This window comes from Bacillus haimaensis (assembly GCF_048270625.1).
In the GTDB taxonomy this organism is placed as follows: Bacteria; Bacillota; Bacilli; order Bacillales; family Bacillaceae_I; genus Sutcliffiella_A; species Sutcliffiella_A haimaensis.
This window is the reverse complement of sequence record NZ_CP158164.1, coordinates 2154407-2174639: the sequence shown is the minus strand read 5'-3', so window position 1 is coordinate 2174639 and position 20233 is coordinate 2154407. Positions and strand designations below refer to the sequence as shown.

The following is a 20233-nucleotide window of genomic DNA, read 5'->3' as shown; positions in this document are numbered from 1 at the left end:
TCATATCTTTGCTGACTTGGGAATAAGCTTTGCGCATATATCTTTCTGCAGCTATCCGTTTTGTAAGGATATAATGGCGCAAAAACTTATTGACAGTAAACGCTTTCCTCATGTAGGTTAAGTGTAAACTAATATTTCGATACCCTAAGAATAACAAGGTGGTAAGAAAAATGAAGCGACTTTATATGGCATTGTTAACGTTAAGCTTGATTTGGGGAACATCATTTCTATTTATTAAATTGCTTGTCGGAGAAATTGGAGTATGGGGCGTGGTTTTCTGGAGATGCATGTTCGGTGTAGGAACATTATTCATCTTGCTTTTCTTCCAAGGGAAATTGAGGCTTCTAAAAAATCTCCCATGGGTACCACTGCTACTAATAGCCATTTTAAATAATGCTCTTCCATGGGCTCTGATTGCTGTGAGTGAAATGTCCATCAGCAGCAGCATGGCTTCTGTTGTAAATGCCACCACGCCCATATGGACAATCCTGATCGGCTTTTCTCTTTTTTCAAGCAGAATGGAGAAAACGCAGTGGATAGGCGTGGCTGTCGGTTTTTTCGGCATTCTTGTCCTATTAGATCTAAATATTGTGCAGCTATTCCATCATAATCTAATGGGAGTCGGGACGATGCTCGGTGCCACAATCTGCTATGGGTTCGGCGCACATCTGAGTAGAAAATACCTGAAAAAAGTACCGATTACTATAATTTCCTTCAGTACCTTGGGGCTTGCAGGAATTGTTTCAGGCTTTTTCGTCCTTCTCTTTCAGCCGGAAGCATTTTTGGGAATAACAAGTATATCGACTCTTTTTTCCTTGATTGGATTAGGTGTATTCGGTTCGGGAATTGCCTATCTTCTTTATTATTATATGGTAAAAGAGGGCAGCGCGGAATTTGCTTCCCTTGTCACCTATATCGTCCCAATCACGGCCATGCTATGGGGAAGCCTCCTCTTGGATGAGCATATCAGTCTAACAATGCTTATAGGTTTAGTTCTGATTTTCAGTGGTGTATACTTATCGTCGTATAAAACAAAAAAGCAAAAATTGGCCAATAAAATTGTTGCTTAATAAAGGTGGTTTCAAATGATGGATGACAACAAGAAAATCGTATTTTTTGATATAGACGGTACATTGCTTAACCATGACAAAGAAATTCCGGCTTCAACAAAGGAAGCGATAAAGAAACTGAAGGAAAATGGTGTATACGTTGCAATTGCAACAGGGAGAGCGCCATTCATGTTCGAAGACCTCAGAGAAGAGCTGGATATAAATTCCTTTGTAAGCTTTAATGGACAATATGTTGTCTTTGAAGGGGAGGTTATCTATAAGAATCCCCTTAACCTTGAAAAAATGAAGATATTAAGAAAGTATGCAGAAAAACAGCAGCATCCGCTTGTATATTTAAATCATGAAACAATGAAAGCGAATGTGGGGGACCATCCATTTATACATGAGAGCATGGGTAGCTTGAAGTTTACACATCCAGAGCATTATCCCGGTTTTCTGGAAGAAACGGAAATCTATCAGGCGCTTCTGTTTATAGAAGAGAAGGACCAGCAAACATATCTTGAAGCGTACAAGGATTTTCATTTTATCCGATGGCACTCCTATTCCACAGACATTCTGCCAAAAGGTGGTTCGAAAGCCATTGGAATCCAACGTATGCTGGAGCGTTTGCCATTTAAAAAAGAAAATGTCTTTGCATTTGGTGATGGTTTAAATGACCTAGAGATGCTTGAATATGTGGGAACTGGAATTGCTATGGGAAATGCACATTCCGATCTGTTGAAGGTTGCGGACAAAGTGACAACAGATGTATCACAGGATGGCATAAAAAATGGACTGGAACTTGTTGGACTTATTTAAAGAAAAAAGGTGAATCCGTGGATTCACCTTTTTTTATCGTTCAATGGCAATGGCGTTATCAGGTACATGAAAAGGGTCCCGCTTGTTAATATGGTCGTAGAACATCACACCGTTCAAATGGTCTATTTCATGCTGGAACACAATCGCTACAAGACCTTTTAATCGGAGTTTGACTTCCTCCCCATTAACCGTCGTGGCTTTGACTGTTACTCTGGCATACCTTGGGACAAAACCAGGGACATCCCTATCTACAGATAAACAACCTTCCCCTGTAGTAAGATAACTTTTTTCCACTGAATGACTTACTATTTTGGGGTTAAGCAGCGCGTAGCTGTGCTGTTTTCCTGTTTCATCGGCAATATGAACAGCAATCATTCTTTTTTGTACATTAATTTGGGGCGCTGCGAGACCAACCCCAGGGCGAAGGTTGTATTTCATCGATGTTTCTGGATCCTGACTATTTATCAAATATTGCAACATGTCATGTAGCGTGTCTTTCTCCTCTTGTGTCGGAGGCAGATCGACTTCCTTTGCTGCAATTCTAAGTGTGGGATGACCTTCCCTAATGATTTCATTTGTCGTTAGCATAGCATTGACCACTCCAATCGGAAAACTATTTCTTTATTAATATTCACACATTAATTTAATAATTTTAACAGAAAAAGCATCAGTAGGGGAAATGAAAGAATGGGACATTTTAATTTCGACCCATTCATACATTTATTATATAATGGAAATGGATTATTTACGTTATTCTTCCATTGTATTCAAATAGATGTTGTCAAAATACATGATAAATTTTATAGTTAAAGGGGAAGAAATGTTAGGGGGATTTAAATTGCGTCAATGGAAAAAAACAATTGCTTCTGTTACTTTTGCAAGTTCTCTGCTATTATCCGGCTGTATGAATGGAGAAACACCGGAGCAGGAGATATTTGAGACTCTCGAAAAGGTTGTCGATTTGGAAGAAAGCTTTGAAGCGCAGCAAGAACCTTTATTGGAGTTGGAACAGAAGGAAAAGCAGATCTACGATGAAATCATCACTCTGGGAATGAAAGAATTCGATCAGATTGTCAAGCTTGCCGAAGAGGGCTCCTCATTGGTTGAACAAAGAAAAGAGGCTATGACAGCAGAAAAAGAAAGTATCGAAACAGCCAGAAAACAGTTTGAAGAAGTGAAAACTTCGATTGAATCCTTGGACGATGAGGACCTGAAAAAAGAAGGGCAAAACTTGTATCAGTTGATGGAAAAGCGTTATGAAGCATACATGACGCTATCTGACCACTATATGGAAGCGATTGAATTGGACAAGGAGCTTTATGAACTTTTTCAAAAAGAGGATCTGACTTTGGAAGAACTGCAGCTTCAAATCAATAAGATCAACGAGCTGCTAGTAAAGATCAAAGAATCCAATCAAGCCTTCAATGAATTTACAGAGCAATATAATGAAGCTAAATTCACCTTCTATAAAAACGCAGGACTGAATGTAGAATACAAAAAATAATATGAGGAAGAGGTCGGCCCTGATTCGGGACGATCTCTTTTTTTGTCGGAAAATAACAGAACATAAATATATATTGTCTTATAACAATGAAAGGGAAATGTATTTTGAAATAGTCAATTTGCTCTAGATGATTATGTTTGTTGTGGAAAGGGAAAGGGTTAATATCCGCTATTTTGTTATGATAATATAACTTGAAAGACAACCTGCACACTCCGTATGATACAGAAAGGGAAATTGTATTAGTACAGATTGTAAATGGATAAGTTAGTATGTTTTCGGTTTAACGCATGAAATCAATAAATGCAAAGAGATTGACGGAATAATCGGCTTGGTTGTATACTTGAACTTGTTCAAAAGTTGTATTAATATATTTAATTGAAGAATTAATACAGATGAGTAGTCTTGCTTATTGATTTCAAATTGAAAAGCACAATAAAAGAGAAAAAGTACAATTTTACGTGGGATGCAGAAAAATGTCTTTTAATGTACATTTTTGGGTACCCTAATTTTGTATGTAAACTATGTATCAATCAGTTCTCTTAATAGAAAGGAAGAGGTGACGTAGATGGCTGCAAAAACTAAAAATGCCAAGTTCGATCCAAAGCAGCAGTTAGCAAAAGTGGAAGAGCAATTCCAAACGTTTCAAATCTTAAATGAAGAGGGCGAAGTAGTTAACGAAGCTGCAATGCCTGAATTAAGTGATGATCAACTAAAAGAATTAATGCGCCGCATGGTATATACTCGTGTTCTTGATCAGCGTTCCATCAGTTTAAACCGTCAAGGACGACTAGGTTTCTATGCTCCTACAGCTGGACAGGAAGCCTCACAATTGGCTTCACAGTTTGCGTTGGAGAGTGAAGACTTCATCTTACCGGGATATCGTGATGTTCCCCAAATGATCTGGCATGGTCTTCCTTTATACCAAGCATTCTTATTCTCCCGTGGTCACTTCCATGGTAACCAGATGCCTGAGGGTGTTAATCTATTGCCACCTCAGATCATTATTGGTGCACAAATCATCCAAACTGCCGGTGTCGCACTTGGATTGAAGAAAAAAGGTAAAAAATCCGTTGCAATTACATATACAGGTGACGGTGGAGCATCTCAAGGTGACTTCTACGAAGGATTGAACTTTGCAGGTGCTTACCAGGCGCCAGCGATTTTCGTTGTACAAAACAACCGATTCGCGATTTCCACTCCTGTTGAAAAACAATCTGCAGCAGGAACTATTGCACAAAAAGCAGTAGCAGCAGGTATTCCTGGTGTTCAGGTTGATGGAATGGACGCTTTAGCTGTTTACGCAGCAACTCGTGATGCTCGTGAGCGAGCTGTTAACGGAGAAGGTCCTACACTGATTGAAACACTGACTTACCGTTATGGTCCACATACTATGGCTGGTGATGACCCGACTCGTTACCGTACTTCAGAGTTGGATAATGAGTGGGAAAAGAAAGATCCTTTGGTTCGTTTCCGCAAATTCCTTGAAAACAAAGGCATTTGGAGCGAAGATGAGGAAAACAAAGTGATTGAAGAAGCGAAGGAAGACATCAAAGAAGCAATCAAAAAAGCGGATGGACAGCCTAAGCAAAAAGTTACGGACTTAATCTCTTTCATGTACGAAGAGCTTCCATACAACTTAAAAGAACAAAATGAAATTTATAAAGAGAAGGAGTCGAAGTAAGCCATGGCGCAAATGACAATGATTCAGGCAATCACTGATGCGTTACGCACAGAATTGAAAAACGACGAAAACGTCTTGCTTTTCGGTGAAGATGTTGGTCAAAACGGTGGGGTTTTCCGTGCAACCGAGGGTCTTCAAGCTGAATTTGGAGAAGACCGCGTATTTGACACGCCACTAGCAGAATCAGGTATTGGTGGACTAGCTGTCGGCCTTGGCGTAACTGGATTCCGTCCTGTCATGGAAATCCAATTCTTCGGTTTCGTTTATGAAGTAATGGACTCCGTGAGTGGACAGCTTGCTCGTATGCGCTACCGTACTGGCGGACGCTGGAGTTCTCCTGTTACAATTCGTTCTCCATTTGGCGGCGGTGTGCATACACCTGAGCTTCATGCAGACAGCTTAGAAGGACTAATGGCTCAACAACCTGGTTTAAAGGTCGTTATTCCGGCAACTCCATATGATGCAAAAGGATTGTTGATTTCTGCGATTCGTGACAACGATCCAGTTATTTTCTTGGAGCATATGAAACTTTACCGTTCTTTCCGTCAAGAGGTGCCTGAAGAGGAATACACAATTGAACTTGGAAAAGCGGACGTAAAGCGTGAAGGTTCCGACTTAACGATGATCACATATGGCGCAATGGTACATGAGTGCCTTAAAGCTGCAGATGAATTGGAAAAAGACGGTGTTAAAGCTGAGGTTATCGACTTGCGTACGATCAGCCCGCTTGATATCGATACTATCATTGCATCTGTTGAAAAAACAGGCCGTGCAATTGTTGTACAAGAAGCTCAAAAGCAAGCTGGAATTGGTGCGCAAATTGTTGCGGAAATCAACGATCGCGCAATTTTAAGCTTAGAAGCTCCTGTACTTCGTGTAGCAGCTCCTGATACTGTATTCCCATTCTCTCAAGCAGAGAGCGTATGGTTACCGAACCATAAGGATGTATTGGAAACTGCGAAAAAAGTTCTTAATTTCTAATTGCAATATTAATAGCCTCGTGTTTGCAATAAATGAGTTCTGATTGAAGCCCATTCTTAGCTAAGCTTAGATTGGGCTCTCCAATTTAACATTATAGTAGCGGATCATTCCCTACTTTATTCTTGGAAATAAAGCATGATTATCATAGGAGGTTGAATACTGTGGCATTCGAATTTAAACTGCCAGATATCGGTGAAGGTATCCATGAAGGTGAAATCGTTAAATGGTTTGTAAAACCAGGTGATGAGATCGAAGAAGATGCAATCTTAGCTGAAGTGCAAAATGACAAAGCGGTTGTTGAAATTCCATCTCCTGTAAAAGGTAAAGTATTGGAATTGAAAGTAGAAGAAGGTACAGTAGCAACAGTTGGTCAGACCATCATTACATTGGATGCTCCTGGTTACGAAGACCTGAAATTCAAAGGCGACGACCACGGCCATGATGAAGAGAAAAAAGAAGAGAAAACTGAGGCTCAAGTTCAAGCTACAGCTGAAGCTGGCCAAGACGTGAAAAAAGAAGATGCACCTAAAGAAGAACCAAAAGCTGAAACGGGTGCAGGCTCACAAGCCCAAGCTGAAGTGGACCCGAACAGACGTGTTATTGCAATGCCATCCGTTCGTAAATATGCCCGTGAAAAAGGCGTAGAAATTCGCCAAGTAGCAGGTTCTGGAGACAATGGTCGTGTTATTAAAAGCGATATCGATGCATTCCTATCCGGAGGAAGCGCGAAAGCAGAAGAAACTACAACAGATGCGGCTCCAGTAGCAAAAGAAGAAGCAAAAACAGAAACTAAGCAGGAAAAACAAGCTATTCCAGCGGGTCAATACCCAGAAACCCGCGAGAAAATGAGTGGAATGCGCCGTGCAATCGCAAAAGCGATGGTCAACTCCAAGCACACAGCTCCACACGTAACATTGATGGATGAAATTGACGTAACAGATCTTGTTGCTCACCGTAAAAAGTTCAAAAATGTTGCAGCGGACAAAGGTATTAAGTTAACATTCTTACCATACGTAGTAAAAGCACTTACATCTGCGTTACGCGAGTTCCCTGTACTTAACACATCTCTAGATGATGCTACGGACGAAATTGTACACAAGCACTATTACAACATCGGAATTGCTGCAGATACAGAAAAAGGCTTACTAGTACCTGTTGTGAAAGATGCAGACAGAAAATCAATCTTCTCCATCTCTAATGAAATCAATGAACTTGCTGGAAAAGCTCGTGATGGGAAATTAGCTTCCGATGAAATGAAGGGCGCTTCTTGCACAATTACAAACATCGGTTCTGCTGGTGGACAATGGTTCACTCCAGTAATTAACCACCCTGAAGTAGCAATCTTGGGTATCGGCCGTATCGCTGAAAAACCTGTAGTGAAAGACGGAGAAATTGTAGTAGCTCCAGTTCTTGCATTATCACTAAGCTTTGACCATCGTATGATTGATGGTGCTACTGCTCAAAATGCGCTTAACCATATCAAGCGTCTATTGAACGATCCACAATTATTGTTAATGGAGGGTTAATTTAAATGGTAGTAGGAGATTTCGCAATTGATGTAGATACGCTTGTCATCGGGTCTGGCCCTGGCGGATATGTTGCTGCAATCCGCGCGGCTCAGCTGGGACAAAAAGTAACAATCGTAGAAAAAGGAACGCTTGGAGGAGTATGTCTGAACGTAGGATGTATCCCTTCCAAAGCTCTAATTTCTGCAGGACACCGCTATGAAACAGCTAAACATTCTGATGACATGGGAATTACCGCTGAGAACGTGACAGTGGATTTCACAAAGGTACAAGAATGGAAAGCTGGAGTTGTTAAAAAACTTACTGGCGGTGTAGAAGGTCTACTAAAGGGAAATAAAGTCGACATCGTTTCAGGTGAAGCTTATTTCGTGGACGGAAACACGGTACGTATCATGGACGAAAATTCTGCCCAAACATACAAGTTCAACAACTGTATCATTGCGACAGGTTCTCGCCCTATCGAAATCCCAACATTCAAGTATTCCAAGCGTGTGCTTGATTCAACAGGTGCATTGGCACTAAAAGAAATTCCAAAGAAATTGGTTGTTATCGGTGGAGGCTACATCGGTACAGAGCTTGGAACAGCTTATGCCAACTTTGGAACCGAAGTTGTTATTGTGGAAGCTGCAGATGAGATCTTAGCTGGATTCGAAAAGCAAATGAGCTCACTTGTTAAACGTAACCTGAAGAAAAAAGGAAACGTGGAAATCTTCACAAAAGCAATGGCTAAAGGTGTGAAAGAAACGGAAGATGGCGTGAAAGTAACAATCGAAGTAAAAGGCGAAGAGCAAACAATCGACGCTGATTATGTATTGGTTACTGTCGGCCGCCGTCCTAACACAGATGAGCTTGGACTAGACCAGGTTGGCGTAGAAATGACAGACCGTGGCGTTATCAAAATTGATAAGCAGTGCCGCACTAGTGTTTCTAACATCTATGCTATCGGTGACATCGTAGAAGGACCACCGCTTGCTCATAAAGCATCTTATGAAGGTAAGATCGCTGCAGAAGCTATCGCTGGACATCCTGCAGAAATCGACTATCTTGGAATTCCGGCTGTCGTATTCTCTGAGCCTGAATTGGCATCTGTAGGATATACAGAAGCGCAAGCTAAAGAAGAAGGTCTAGAAGTAGTCGCTGCCAAATTCCCATTTGCAGCTAACGGACGTGCGCTTGCACTGAACGCTACTGACGGGTTCTTGAAGCTTGTTACACGTAAAGAGGATGGTTTGATCATTGGAGCTCAAATTGCCGGTTCCAGTGCATCAGACATGATCGCTGAACTTGGACTTGCTATCGAAGCTGGAATGACAGCGGAAGATATCGCTATGACAATCCATGCTCATCCAACATTGGGAGAAATCACAATGGAAGCTGCAGAAGTAGCGATGGGTAGCCCGATTCATATCGTTAAGTAATCAACTAAAAAGCACCCGGATTTTTCGGGTGCTTTTTTATATGTATATAACGGATGAAAAAAAGAAGCCTCTCAATGAAAGACTTCTTCCGAGTTGCTTAATGCTTTTTCAATGGAAACGATGATGTCTTCTTTTTGGCGTGTTCCATCTATTTGTGTTACCACTTCGTTATCAAGCACTACCAGCAAGGAGGGAGTGCTCTTTATATTAAACTGCTTGTATAATGTTTTTTCCTCTCTTAACGGAACTACCATCAGATTAGCGACCTCGTTCGGATACAATCCCTTTAAATCCAAAATCGCATCATAATAAGTACTCTCATCCTGTATATTGCTTTCGTCAGTAAAAAAAACAAGGGTTTTGGAATGCTCGGGAAATTTAACGTGAGTAATTGTATTGTTCTCTTGGCAGGAAGACAATATGAAAAAAGACAACGTTATCAAAATGACAGAGCCTCTAATCATGGCAATCCTCACTTTCTGTAAAAAGATATATGTAAGCAACAAAGATTATTTAATCAACCACTGAATAGTACTGAAAAAAACTCCTACTATGTAACTATACGCTGCTATTCTATCATGAAAAAATAACAATTTATTGCTTGTCATGGAAATGTTACAAAATTGAAAAATAGAATGCTCCTTACCTGCATAATTATAACAAAGGTTTTCTATTGGGTTAAAAAGGCTATTACCATAATAGAAATATGCAGTAAGGAGCTGCTATTATGAAAAATTATGTAGTGTTTTTAATACAGAATATCCTGTTTGGCGCTTACAGTCTCATTGAATGGTTTTCTGTAAGGGATAAACTTCAGGCAAAGGTCATTCTTCTGGGTATATTTATCTATCTTTGTTATGTATTGGCGCACTCGATCATTCATAAGAAGAAGCAGGCAGCCATTACTACGGTATTTAGCTTCCTTTTCTATTTTAGTTTCCAGAGTCTATTTTATTACTTCATTTTTTAATTCTAGGCATTTTTTACTGTTCATTATCAGCCTGATTTATGGAGTGAAGCCAAAATTCAGTAAAAGCATTGCCAGAAGGTTACAAGAGCTAGTATGATAAAAGGTGAACTTTACATATGGAGGAAAGAACATGAAAAAATGGATAGTGCTTACGCTACTAATGCTCCTCCTGACCGCTTGTACTGCTTCACCTCAAAAAGAAAACGGACAAGCGAATGAAGAGGAACCTGCTGGAGCAGAAAATAAGAACGACAACAATAACAAAGAAGAGGAAGACCCGGCGACACAGAACGAACAAGAGAATGTTCCTGAGGAAGAAGAAAGTCCGGAAGATGCTGAAGAGGCAACAACTGATACCGAATCAGAGGAGGGGAAACCTGAAGAGCCTCAATATACAATCAATCCTGCAGATTCTTCCATTCAGCCAATTGGTGAAGCAAATGCAGAAGTGGTACTTCTTACAATCGATGATGCCCCCGACCGCTACGCCATGGAGATGGCAACGACATTGAAAGAACTAGGTGTAAAAGCGATTTTCTTTGTTAATGGACACTTCCTGCAGACGGATGAAGAAAAAGCTACATTGAAAAAAATTCATGAAATGGGTTTTCCCATTGGAAATCATACAATGAACCATAAATCATTAAGGCAAATATCAGAAGAAGAACAATATGAGGAAATAGTAGCATTGAATGATCTAATTGAAGAGATTATAGGAGAGCGACCAAAGTTCTTCCGTGCACCTTTTGGCATCAATACGGACTATTCCGATGAGCTAGTAGCAAGTGAGGGTATGGTACGGATGAATTGGACCTACGGTTATGATTGGGAACAGGAATATACAACTGCCGAAGCTATAGCGGACATCATGGTAAATGCAAAGGAATTGAGAAGCGGGGCAAACCTTCTCATGCATGACCGGAAATGGACAAACGCTGCCCTTGCCGATATTGTAAAAGGCTTGCAGGATAAAGGGTATGAAATGCTCGATCCAGACCTGATAGATGTTCAGATGGATGACTCGGAATTGTAAAAGAGTAAAAAAAGAAGCGCTGTTTGCAGGGTTTCTTTTTTCTGATAAAGGTGGAAGAAAGAGGGAGAGTAATTGATGGTAATATTGGAATTGGACAAGCGACCAGATATGCTCAGGGAAGCTGCAGAATACTTTTGGAAGCAATGGGGAAGTGAAACAAACCTTCCTTTTTATCAAAATTGCATAGAACACTCATTAGATCCTGATAATGAATTACCTAAGTTCTATGTGATGCTTGATGATAGCCGAATTGTTGGTACATATGCTTTGCTCAGAAACGACCTGATCAGCAGACAGGACCTTTGCCCTTGGTTTGCTTGTCTTTTTGTGGAGCCGGATTATAGAGGTAATAAAATTGGCTTCCGACTTTTGGAGCATGCGAAAAAACAGGCAAATGTGAAAGGATTCAAAAAGCTGTATTTAGCTACTGATATAGTGGACTATTATGAAAAGTATGGATGGAGCTATATGGAGGATGGCTTTGGGATTACGGGTGAACCGATTAAAATATACATTAGTAATACAGAATAAAGAGGTTTTTGGACGTTGTTAAAAATTGGAAAACAAAGACCCGTCAGACATTGTCTGACGGGTCTTTACGGTTTATCATCGCTTATAGTAATACATGATGCTTCCGGTAAATAGTTTTAGCTCCGCTTCAAGCTTTTTAGCTAGAAACTTACATAGTTCATTTGCTTTTCCCTTGTCTCCATGTGTACTTTGATCGTGCAGTGTCACTTGTATGTACGATAGAGGCTCGTCTTCACCATCTTGGGTGCCTACTCCTATCAGTATCATCTTATAGCGGTCCTCCTTGGCCTTCAGGTAGAACCATTGCCCTTGTCCCTCTGGAGTTTCCTTGATTTCATAAGGGAAAGCGGCTTGGCTGTATTCCCAGCCCAATTGCTTTCCGGTTTTTTCTGTGATTTCTTTATAGTAGGTGAGAAGTTCCTTAACATCTTGAATGGTAAGGGTTTTCTTCGAAGATTTTGGAACAAGGTTAATATATGCGCTGCTAGCCATTCGTTTCACTCCCAAATATGACAATCCATTTGAATATTATTCTAGCACTTGCAGAAAGTCCTTGACAATCATTAAGTTAAAATTCTTGCAATTAGCCTAAATTGTAGGGTATAATAAATATCTGAATAAACAAAAAATTCAGAAGGAGGAACCGTATGAACCTATTTGATAAGCTTTATGATAACAATGAAAGTGTTCCTGTCCGATTCGTAGGATTCACCACCAAGGATACCAGATATGATTTCGGTATTGTCTATACGAATATGTTTTTTGGTAAACCTCTCGTCATCTGTATGCAAACCGGCCGCTCCACGCTCCTCGATCCCAAAGATATTACCGACCTAAATCACCTTCAACATGTATTCCGAATCGACTCTCAAGAACAGGCGGAAGACCTTGCGGAATTCTTTTCCGAAGCCATTCCTGCAATTCCTTTCCAAGAACAGTACGAATAAGTCTTTCAAAAGTTTAGGGGCCATCATCCATCGATAGGGTGATGGCCCTACTATATTTATGAATCTTCCATTATATAATTGAGTATGCATAATATGCAAAAATATTTTTAAATGTGTTATACAATTTGTCTATTGACATAACACATTTAACGGTTTATTATGTAATTAATAAGAGAAAACGCTTACAATTTCTTGATACACAATCTGTTTTCCAATAAAATCTATTTTGAAAAGGGGTAAATGTGTATGGGTACAATTATTTGTCAAACTTGCAACAGTGCAGTAGATCACTTCGAGGATGAAAAAGTTACGACTTATTATGCGAAATGTGCGGAATGTAAGTGCTCTGAGAAAGTGGAAGACCTAGACTAATAGAATGTTGATTAATAGCAACCAAAATAAAACAGCAGTCGCAACTTAGACTGCTGTTTCTTTGTATTATTTGATCGCTTTATGTTCCTTGATAACCCTAAGTGTTTTGAGTTCGTAGTCTTCAGGGCCTTGTACGGGTAGACCAACTTCCAATGTTTTGGAAATGTAGGCCAAGTTCTCTTCTGTAATAATTTCCCCAGGTGTAAAGATCGGGATCCCTGGAGGATAGACCATAATGAATTCAGCGATGATTCTTCCTGCTGACTTTTCAAAAGGCACGACTTCCGTTTCTGAATAAAAGGCATCACGGGGTGCAATAGCCAGTACAGGGATGTCCGGCAAAAATACCTTGACCTGGTTTTCTTGATCTTCAGCCTGGTCGCGATGCTGGTTGGCAAGCTCTCTCAAAGCAGTAAGCAGTATCCCTGTTTCTTCTGAAGTATCCCCAGGAGTTACAATACATAGGATATTGTACAGGTCGGAAAGTTCCACTTCAATGTTATAGTTTTTACGGAGCCATTTTTCTACATCATAACCAGTCAGGTTCAATTTCTTTACAGATATGATCAGTTTGGTCGGGTCGTAATCGAAGGTTGCTTTTCTTCCGAGAATTTCAGGTCCTACACAATATAAATTGTCAATTTCATTGATTGCATCCCTTGTCTGGTTGGCAAGATGGATTGTTTTTTCAATTAACATGTGCCCCTCTGTTGCAAGCCTTTTACGAGCGACATCCAAGGAAGCTAATAACAGGTAGGAAGTCGAGGTCGTTGTTAGCATGCTCAGGATGGATTGAATACGATTTACATTCACGAGTCCTTCACGTACATTCAGAATGGAGCTTTGTGTCATAGACCCTCCAAGCTTATGTACGCTTGTTGCTGCCATGTCTGCGCCAGCCTGCATGGCGGACAGTGGAAGCTCTTCATGGAAATGAATATGAACCCCGTGTGCTTCATCCACTAATACAGGTACATTGAAGCTATGTGCAATTTCTACAATCTGGCTCAGGTCGGCTGAAATGCCGAAGTAGGTCGGATTGATGACCAGTACACCCTTTGCATCAGGATGCTGTTGCAGGGCCCTTTCGACAGAATCAGTTGTTATCCCGTGGGAGATCCCAAGTTCCTTGTCTACTTCAGGGTGAATGAATATTGGTACAGCACCAGAAAAAACGATCGCCGACATGACAGACTTATGCACGTTTCTTGGTACAATTATTTTTTCGCCAGGTCCGCAAACCGCCATGACCATCGTCATGATGGCTCCGCTAGTACCTTGTACAGAGAAAAAAGTATGATCGGCACCGAAAGCCTTTGCAGCTAAATCCTGTGCATCCTTAATCATACCTTTTGGTTGGTGCAGGTCGTCTAGAGGACCAATATTTATCAAATCGATGGACAATGCATTATCGCCGATGAAAGCACGAAACTCAGGATCGATGCCTGCCCCTTTTTTATGGCCGGGTATATGAAATTGAACCGGATTCTTTTTTGCGTGTTCAAGCAGTCCAGTAAACAATGGTGTTTCATTTTGGGAGTATGTCAACTTTACTAAGCACCTCTTTATATAAATTCTTTGACATTTTTATCATGTAAAATATATCTTCATCTTAACGTATCTTAAAACGCAGAACAAACTTACACATAAAACAAATGAATTATAGCATTTTAAACTAAGCTTGCATAGATTTTTCTTACATATATTTTTGTAGAAAAAAACAGGATTTAAGCATTCGAAAAAGAAGATATATGGGAACAGCAGAAAGGGGCTTATACAGATGAAATGGAAAACGAGAATTACAGATCTATTGGACATAGAATATCCAATCATTCAAGGGGGACTGGCATATTTGGCTTATGCTGATCTTGCTGCTGCGGTTTCTAATGCTGGTGGACTTGGGCAAATTACAGCAATGAGCCTTGATACACCGGAAGAGCTTCGGGCTGAGATACATAAATTGAAGAGCTTGACGGATAAGCCATTTGGCGTGAATTACGCCATCGGTCAGCATGGCAGACCTTTTGAGCATATGCTGGATGTCGCAATCGAAGAAGAGGTCCCTGTTATATCGATGACAGGAGGAAACCCTGCTCCTATTTTCAAAAGGTTGGAGGGCACCTCTTGTAAAAAGCTTGTTCTGGTTGCAGCAAGAAGACAGGCGGAAAAGGCAGAGGAATTGGGAGCGGACGCTGTCATGGTCGTTGGCCAGGAAGGTGGAGGACATTTAGGAAAGCAGGATCTTGGCACGATGGTGCTCGTCCCTAAAGTGGTGGATGCCTTAACCATTCCTGTGATTGCTTCTGGTGGAATCGGAGACGGTAGGGGACTGATGGCAGCATTGAGCCTTGGGGCAGAAGGGATAGAGATGGGAACCCGATTTATCGCGACGAAAGAATGCCTGCATGCGCATCCCATCTATAAGGAAATGCTTGTTAATGGTACGGAAAACGATACAGTCATTATTAAGAGAAGTATAGGTGCTCCTGCAAGGGCCATTCACAATAAATGGACGGAAGAAATACTGGTGCGTGAACAGAACGCTGAGGGGTATGAAGGATTAAAGGAATATATCAGCGGATTGGCGAATAAACGTTTCATCTTTGACGGGGAAATTGAACAGGGCTTTGCATGGGCAGGACAGGTGATGGGCTTGATTGATGATGTCCCCTCTGCAGGCGAGCTGATAAAGAGAATCATTCATCAAGCGGAAGAAATTCGTATAGAATGGACAATCTAACTGAAATAAGTGCTATACTATGTATCGAAATAAGCTTAGATTAATGAGGTGACGGTATGGACTTTTCTTATCCCATTTCCTACGACTGGACAACAGATGAAATCGTGGATGTGATTGCTTTCTACGAAGCTGTGGAGCAGGCATATGCCAAAGGAATAGATCGTGAACAACTGATGAGCGTGTATCGACGCTTCAAGGAAATAGTGCCTGGAAAAGCGCAGGAGCGGAATCTCGCTAATGAGTATGAAGAATTGAGCGGTTTCTCTGCCTACCAGACGATTAAAAAAGCTAAAAGCCTGGAATCAGGAGATAAAGTGAAAATGTAGAAAAAACAAGAATCGGAAATGATCCGATTCTTGTTTTTTTATGATACAGCTGTTTTCTTTGTCAGATTATAGAGAGGTCTCAGCGTTTGGAATGCCTCTTCTATCCTTGCGATCGTTTCGTCGCCGGAGAGGGTGATCGCTTCTTCTCTAGGGATTTGAATGCCGCATAGGATTTCCGCTTTTTTTACATTCATTAATCGTTGAAAAAGTTCCTTGTGGTCGTCCTCTGTCATATCACTTTGAAGGATAACTTCCGGTTTTGTATGATCTTTGGACCAAACATAATTGGAGGGAATCGATTCGCGAATCTGTTTTACATCCTCAAGTAGCTTTTCCCCATATGCTTCCTTGATCGGCGCCTCATAGATCACTGCAAACCAGACAAAAACGTGCGTTTCCCAAAGTCCGATCTGAAAGTGAGGGAGCATTTTATACCCCGGTTACTGTTTGCGAATGCCACCCACGAATCCTTAGGAGGGTTGATAGTGCGTCTTGCATGCTTGGCAATGTGATATTGCATTTCATCACCGGTCATAGCTGTCAATGAAGGTGCAAAATGCTCTCCAAGATGCTGGAACTTCGGTTGGATTTTTTCTTGGAGAGCAGCCATTCGCTCCTCCAGACCATCAATTTTGAAGACATTAAAATCTGCTTTTTTAAAGCCGTTAAATTTTCTTGATGCCACATTTATCACTCCACATATATGTATTCCACTCAAAAAGATGAACAAGTTGAATTTTTCTTTTCAGGTGCCACGTATACTGGTTATTCTAGCATAGCCGCATGTCTTTTCAAAAAGATTGAGCTTCGTCCAGTATGCCTATTTTTTCTTTCTGGGTTATTGCACATTTTAGTTACCAACTTTTAATCCCTTCATATGATATATCAACCATAAAAGTTGAGAGTATCTTGAAACCATGAACATCACCCGAGGGAGGGATTGTAATGAAGCAGGTTGTGAAGCCTTGGAAAAAGAAGAAGGAAGAAAATCAGATGGCAGTGCTGAAGCTTGAAATTGATTATGAACTGGTAACTTTGTTTGATGCGATGACGGAAAATAATACCGACATGATCAATAGCAGCAAAGTCAAATTAGAGAAATTGCGTAAAGAACTGTTGAGTTTAGAGGTTTAGTAGCCATCGCTACCTAACGAACCTGTAAGAGGTTCGTTTTTCTCTGTGCCGCATTACTTGATTTTAAACGCCCGTTTAAGTAAGCTAAAAAGAACAATTAGCATAAAATAACAAGGAATACATAGTTGTGGAAGGGCAGGAGTCGGCATGAACTGGTCACAAATTGATGAAAATGCAAAGAGATGGACAAGAGAGGCCGGGGAAAGGATACGCGCTTCCTTTAATGAAAAGCTGATGATACATACGAAAACGTCTCCGGATGATCTTGTTACGAATATCGATCGGGAAACAGAGCAATATTTTATTGAAAAAATAAGAAGCACCTATCCGGAACATCAAATACTTGGTGAAGAGGGCTTTGGTGATAAGATAGATAAACTCGACGGAACCGTCTGGATCATTGATCCCATAGATGGAACGATGAACTTTGTGCACCAGCAGAGAAACTTCGCCATTTCTGTGGCGGTGTATCATGATGGAGTCGGTAAAATAGGGTTGATCTATGATGTTGTGCATGATGAGCTTTATCATGCAAAAGCCGATGAGGGTGCTTACCTTGATGATGTAAAATTGCCTAAGCTTGAAGAGGTGGCGATGGAGCAGGCAATAATCGGCCTGAATGCAACGTGGATTACTGAAAATAAAAGAATCGATCCTTCCATATTGGCCCCTCTAGTACGAAGAGTGCGAGGAACACGCTCATATGGATCTGCTGCACTTGAAATGGCCTATGTAACGACAGGACGTATTGATGCGTATATTACGCTTCGCTTATCACCTTGGGATTTTGCTGCCGGTCTAATCCTGGTAAATGAAGTTGGAGGGAAAGTGACGACCTTACACGGAGAAGAGCTGAACCTCCTAGGTCAGAACAGTGTGTTTGTCTGCAAGCCTGGCCTGCATGAAGCCATTAGCAAAGAGTATTTGTCGAAGCTTGAGAAAAAGTCAAAGTAGTATGGTAAAAACCCCCGCAGAAATACTGAGGGGGTTTCTTCAGCTCAAAAAGCAAAAACACATCCTAGTGGTCATTTTCCCTCATACTTCGTTTCTTTTTGAATCCGAAACCCATTATTATAAATAATAAAATAATTGCAAATACTATACCTGTTAAGCTTCTTTCTGCTATTGCTATACCAATCAATCCCATGGAGGAAGCCGCCAAACAAGCGAAAAGTACGAAGATCCATTGAATGTTTTTCATGATTTTCACTCCTTTTTGTTAACGCATTCAACACTTAACACATATTTTACAGAAGTCTCTTCGTCTTTTCTACTATGTTTGTGGTATAATACTAAAGTTATCAAGTTGTAAATTAGGGAGATGAAATAGTGAACATCCGCAATGATATTAGAAACATCGCAATTATTGCTCACGTTGACCATGGTAAAACAACGTTAGTAGACAAATTGCTACACCAAGCTGGTACGTTCAGAACGAACGAGCAGGTAGCAGAACGTGCCATGGACTCAAACGATCTAGAAAGAGAACGTGGGATTACCATATTGGCAAAAAATACGGCAATTAACTATAAAGATACACGCATTAACATCATGGACACACCAGGACATGCCGACTTTGGTGGAGAAGTGGAACGTATCATGAAAATGGTAGACGGTGTACTTTTAGTGGTTGATGCTTATGAAGGCTGTATGCCTCAGACGCGCTTCGTATTGAAGAAGGCGTTAGAGCAGAACTTGACACCGATTGTTGTCGTAAACAAAATCGACCGTGACTTTGCCCGTCCTACTGAGGTAGTGGACGAAGTGATCGACTTGTTCATCGAACTTGACGCTACAGAAGAGCAATTGGAATTCCCGGTAGTATATGCTTCTGCCATTAATGGTACTGCAAGTACTAACCCGGAAAAACAAGATGAGAACATGGAAGCAATTTATGAATCCATCATCGAGCATATCCCAGCACCAATCGACAACAGTGAAGAGCCGCTTCAATTCCAGGTTGCCCTTCTTGACTACAACGACTATGTAGGTCGTATCGGGGTTGGCCGTATTTTCCGCGGTACAATGAAGGTTGGCCAGCAGGTAGCATTGATGAAGCTTGACGGTTCTGTGAAGCAGTTCCGTGTAACAAAGCTGTTCGGTTTCATCGGACTTAAGCGTGTGGAAATCGAAGAAGCAAAAGCTGGGGATCTTGTAGCAGTCTCCGGAATGGAAGATATCAACGTCGGGGAAACAGTCTGCCCGGTTGACCATCAGGAAGCTTTACCGGTACTACGTATCGATGAGCCGACACTACAAATGACTTTCCTTGTAAACAACAGTCCGTTTGCAGGTAAAGAAGGTAAATTTGTAACTTCCCGTAAAATCGAAGAGCGTCTTGAGGCGCAATTGGAAACGGACGTAAGTCTACGTGTAGATCCAACTGATTCTCCTGATGCATGGGTTGTTTCAGGACGTGGAGAGCTTCACTTGTCCATCCTGATTGAAAACATGCGCCGTGAAGGTTTCGAGCTTCAAGTATCCAAGCCTGAAGTTATCATCAAAAACGTTGATGGCAAGAAATCAGAGCCGGTTGAGCGCGTTCAAATCGATGTTCCTGAGGATTACACAGGAGCGGTTATGGAATCCATTGGTGCCCGTAAAGGTGAAATGGTGGACATGATCAATAACGGTAATGGGCAAGTTCGACTTATTTTCATGGTTCCTTCCCGTGGATTAATCGGTTATACAACTGAATTCCTTTCCTTGACTCGTGGATATGGAATCATCAACCACACATTTGACAGCTACCAGCCAATGGCTGCAGGTCAAGTTGGTGGACGCCGCCAGGGTGTACTTGTTTCCATGGAAGCAGGAAAAGCATCCACTTACGGCATCATGGGTATTGAAGACCGCGGTGTTATCTTCGTAGAGCCAGGTACGGAAGTTTACGAAGGAATGATCGTGGGCGAGCATAACCGTGAAAATGATCTTGTAGTTAACGTATGTAAAATGAAGCAGGCTACTAACGTCCGTTCTGCAACAAAAGACCAGACAGTTAGTATGAAAAAGCCTCGTCTTATGACTTTGGAAGAATCTTTGGAGTACTTGAACGACGATGAGTACTGTGAAATCACTCCTCAGTCCATCCGTTTACGCAAGAAGATTTTAGACAAGAACGAGCGTGAAAGAGCAGCAAAGAAAAAGAAATACGCAGAAGCTTAATTTGCAAATGAATAGGGGAAGCGAGGATCGACTAACA

22 protein-coding genes and 1 pseudogene are annotated in these 20233 nt (G+C 41.1%); 17 read left to right on the top strand and 6 right to left on the bottom strand.

The features are described 5' to 3' along the window. Positions 1–170: 170 nt before the first annotated feature. The gene (locus tag ABN702_RS11055; protein ID WP_417900695.1) at positions 171–1070 is read left to right on the top strand and encodes a DMT family transporter; all 900 of its coding nucleotides are present in this window, start codon (positions 171–173) and stop codon (positions 1068–1070) included. 18 nt (positions 1071–1088) lie between these two features. Then, on the top strand, positions 1089–1868 hold the full coding sequence (locus tag ABN702_RS11050; protein ID WP_417900880.1) for a Cof-type HAD-IIB family hydrolase: 780 nt from the start codon (positions 1089–1091) through the stop codon (positions 1866–1868). A gap of 33 nt (positions 1869–1901) precedes the next feature. Here the strand turns inward: ABN702_RS11050 and def are convergent, their stop codons facing one another. Beyond that, a complete protein-coding gene (def, locus tag ABN702_RS11045) occupies positions 1902–2456 on the bottom strand; it encodes a peptide deformylase (protein ID WP_417900694.1) in 555 nt (184 codons plus the stop codon). A 250-nt stretch (positions 2457–2706) separates the two neighbouring features. Here def and ABN702_RS11040 point away from each other — a divergent pair, with 250 nt between their 5' ends. The 5 genes from ABN702_RS11040 (at position 2707) to lpdA (ending at position 8978) form a co-directional block, all read left to right on the top strand. After that, complete coding sequence (locus tag ABN702_RS11040) at positions 2707–3372, top strand: YkyA family protein (RefSeq protein ID WP_417900693.1); 666 nt, start codon at positions 2707–2709, stop codon at positions 3370–3372. Between the two features lie 565 nt (positions 3373–3937). Beyond that, a complete protein-coding gene (pdhA, locus tag ABN702_RS11035; protein ID WP_417900692.1) occupies positions 3938–5053 on the top strand; it encodes a pyruvate dehydrogenase (acetyl-transferring) E1 component subunit alpha in 1116 nt (371 codons plus the stop codon). A gap of 3 nt (positions 5054–5056) precedes the next feature. Then, entirely contained in the window at positions 5057–6034 is a 978-nt protein-coding gene (locus ABN702_RS11030) for an alpha-ketoacid dehydrogenase subunit beta (protein ID WP_417900691.1), read from the top strand. 161 nt (positions 6035–6195) lie between these two features. Further along, positions 6196–7560, top strand: a complete 1365-nt coding sequence (locus tag ABN702_RS11025; RefSeq protein ID WP_417900690.1) for a dihydrolipoamide acetyltransferase family protein — start codon at positions 6196–6198, stop codon at positions 7558–7560. Positions 7561–7565: 5 nt separating this feature from the next. Then, positions 7566–8978, top strand: a complete 1413-nt coding sequence (gene lpdA, locus ABN702_RS11020) for a dihydrolipoyl dehydrogenase (RefSeq protein WP_417900689.1) — start codon at positions 7566–7568, stop codon at positions 8976–8978. A 71-nt stretch (positions 8979–9049) separates the two neighbouring features. On the opposite strand, the gene ABN702_RS11015 is transcribed toward lpdA, so the two are convergent. Next, positions 9050–9442 (bottom strand): hypothetical protein, encoded by a 393-nt coding sequence (locus tag ABN702_RS11015; protein WP_417900688.1) that lies wholly within the window; start codon positions 9440–9442, stop codon positions 9050–9052. A 263-nt stretch (positions 9443–9705) separates the two neighbouring features. Here ABN702_RS11015 and ABN702_RS11010 point away from each other — a divergent pair, with 263 nt between their 5' ends. From ABN702_RS11010 to ABN702_RS11000, 3 genes are all read left to right on the top strand, one after another. Then, positions 9706–9948 (top strand): hypothetical protein, encoded by a 243-nt coding sequence (locus tag ABN702_RS11010; protein ID WP_417900687.1) that lies wholly within the window; start codon positions 9706–9708, stop codon positions 9946–9948. Positions 9949–10078: 130 nt separating this feature from the next. After that, entirely contained in the window at positions 10079–10981 is a 903-nt protein-coding gene (locus ABN702_RS11005; protein WP_417900686.1) for a polysaccharide deacetylase family protein, read from the top strand. A 75-nt stretch (positions 10982–11056) separates the two neighbouring features. Next, complete coding sequence (locus tag ABN702_RS11000; protein WP_417900879.1) at positions 11057–11512, top strand: GNAT family N-acetyltransferase; 456 nt, start codon at positions 11057–11059, stop codon at positions 11510–11512. A gap of 75 nt (positions 11513–11587) precedes the next feature. On the opposite strand, the gene ABN702_RS10995 is transcribed toward ABN702_RS11000, so the two are convergent. Continuing rightward, positions 11588–12004 carry a DUF1885 family protein gene (locus ABN702_RS10995; RefSeq protein WP_417900685.1) on the bottom strand — a complete coding sequence of 139 codons (417 nt, stop codon included), beginning with the start codon at positions 12002–12004 and terminating at the stop codon, positions 11588–11590. Positions 12005–12159: 155 nt separating this feature from the next. On the opposite strand from ABN702_RS10995, the gene ABN702_RS10990 reads away from it, so the two are divergent. Then, a complete protein-coding gene (locus tag ABN702_RS10990) occupies positions 12160–12459 on the top strand; it encodes a DUF3055 domain-containing protein (RefSeq protein WP_417900684.1) in 300 nt (99 codons plus the stop codon). Positions 12460–12705: 246 nt separating this feature from the next. Then, positions 12706–12831: a GapA-binding peptide SR1P gene (locus tag ABN702_RS10985; RefSeq protein ID WP_417900683.1), complete on the top strand. Its 126-nt coding sequence runs from the start codon at positions 12706–12708 to the stop codon at positions 12829–12831. Positions 12832–12897: 66 nt separating this feature from the next. Here ABN702_RS10985 and ABN702_RS10980 read toward each other — a convergent pair whose 3' ends face one another. Continuing rightward, a complete protein-coding gene (locus tag ABN702_RS10980) occupies positions 12898–14379 on the bottom strand; it encodes an aminotransferase class I/II-fold pyridoxal phosphate-dependent enzyme (RefSeq protein ID WP_417900682.1) in 1482 nt (493 codons plus the stop codon). A 232-nt stretch (positions 14380–14611) separates the two neighbouring features. On the opposite strand from ABN702_RS10980, the gene ABN702_RS10975 reads away from it, so the two are divergent. After that, the gene (locus ABN702_RS10975; protein ID WP_417900681.1) at positions 14612–15571 is read left to right on the top strand and encodes an NAD(P)H-dependent flavin oxidoreductase; all 960 of its coding nucleotides are present in this window, start codon (positions 14612–14614) and stop codon (positions 15569–15571) included. Between the two features lie 56 nt (positions 15572–15627). Then, the gene (locus ABN702_RS10970; protein WP_417900680.1) at positions 15628–15897 is read left to right on the top strand and encodes a UPF0223 family protein; all 270 of its coding nucleotides are present in this window, start codon (positions 15628–15630) and stop codon (positions 15895–15897) included. A 38-nt stretch (positions 15898–15935) separates the two neighbouring features. Here ABN702_RS10970 and ABN702_RS10965 read toward each other — a convergent pair. Next, positions 15936–16582: pseudogene (locus ABN702_RS10965) on the bottom strand (YktB family protein). Between the two features lie 260 nt (positions 16583–16842). Here ABN702_RS10965 and ABN702_RS10960 point away from each other — a divergent pair. Then, positions 16843–17031, top strand: a complete 189-nt coding sequence (locus ABN702_RS10960; protein ID WP_386644282.1) for a hypothetical protein — start codon at positions 16843–16845, stop codon at positions 17029–17031. Positions 17032–17178: 147 nt separating this feature from the next. Then, positions 17179–17985 carry an inositol monophosphatase family protein gene (locus tag ABN702_RS10955; RefSeq protein ID WP_417900679.1) on the top strand — a complete coding sequence of 269 codons (807 nt, stop codon included), beginning with the start codon at positions 17179–17181 and terminating at the stop codon, positions 17983–17985. 64 nt (positions 17986–18049) lie between these two features. Here ABN702_RS10955 and ABN702_RS10950 read toward each other — a convergent pair whose 3' ends face one another. Further along, positions 18050–18232 (bottom strand): YlaF family protein, encoded by a 183-nt coding sequence (locus tag ABN702_RS10950; protein ID WP_417900678.1) that lies wholly within the window; start codon positions 18230–18232, stop codon positions 18050–18052. Positions 18233–18360: 128 nt separating this feature from the next. On the opposite strand from ABN702_RS10950, the gene typA reads away from it, so the two are divergent. Beyond that, positions 18361–20196 (top strand): translational GTPase TypA, encoded by a 1836-nt coding sequence (typA, locus tag ABN702_RS10945; RefSeq protein WP_417900677.1) that lies wholly within the window; start codon positions 18361–18363, stop codon positions 20194–20196. Positions 20197–20233 lie beyond the last annotated feature (37 nt).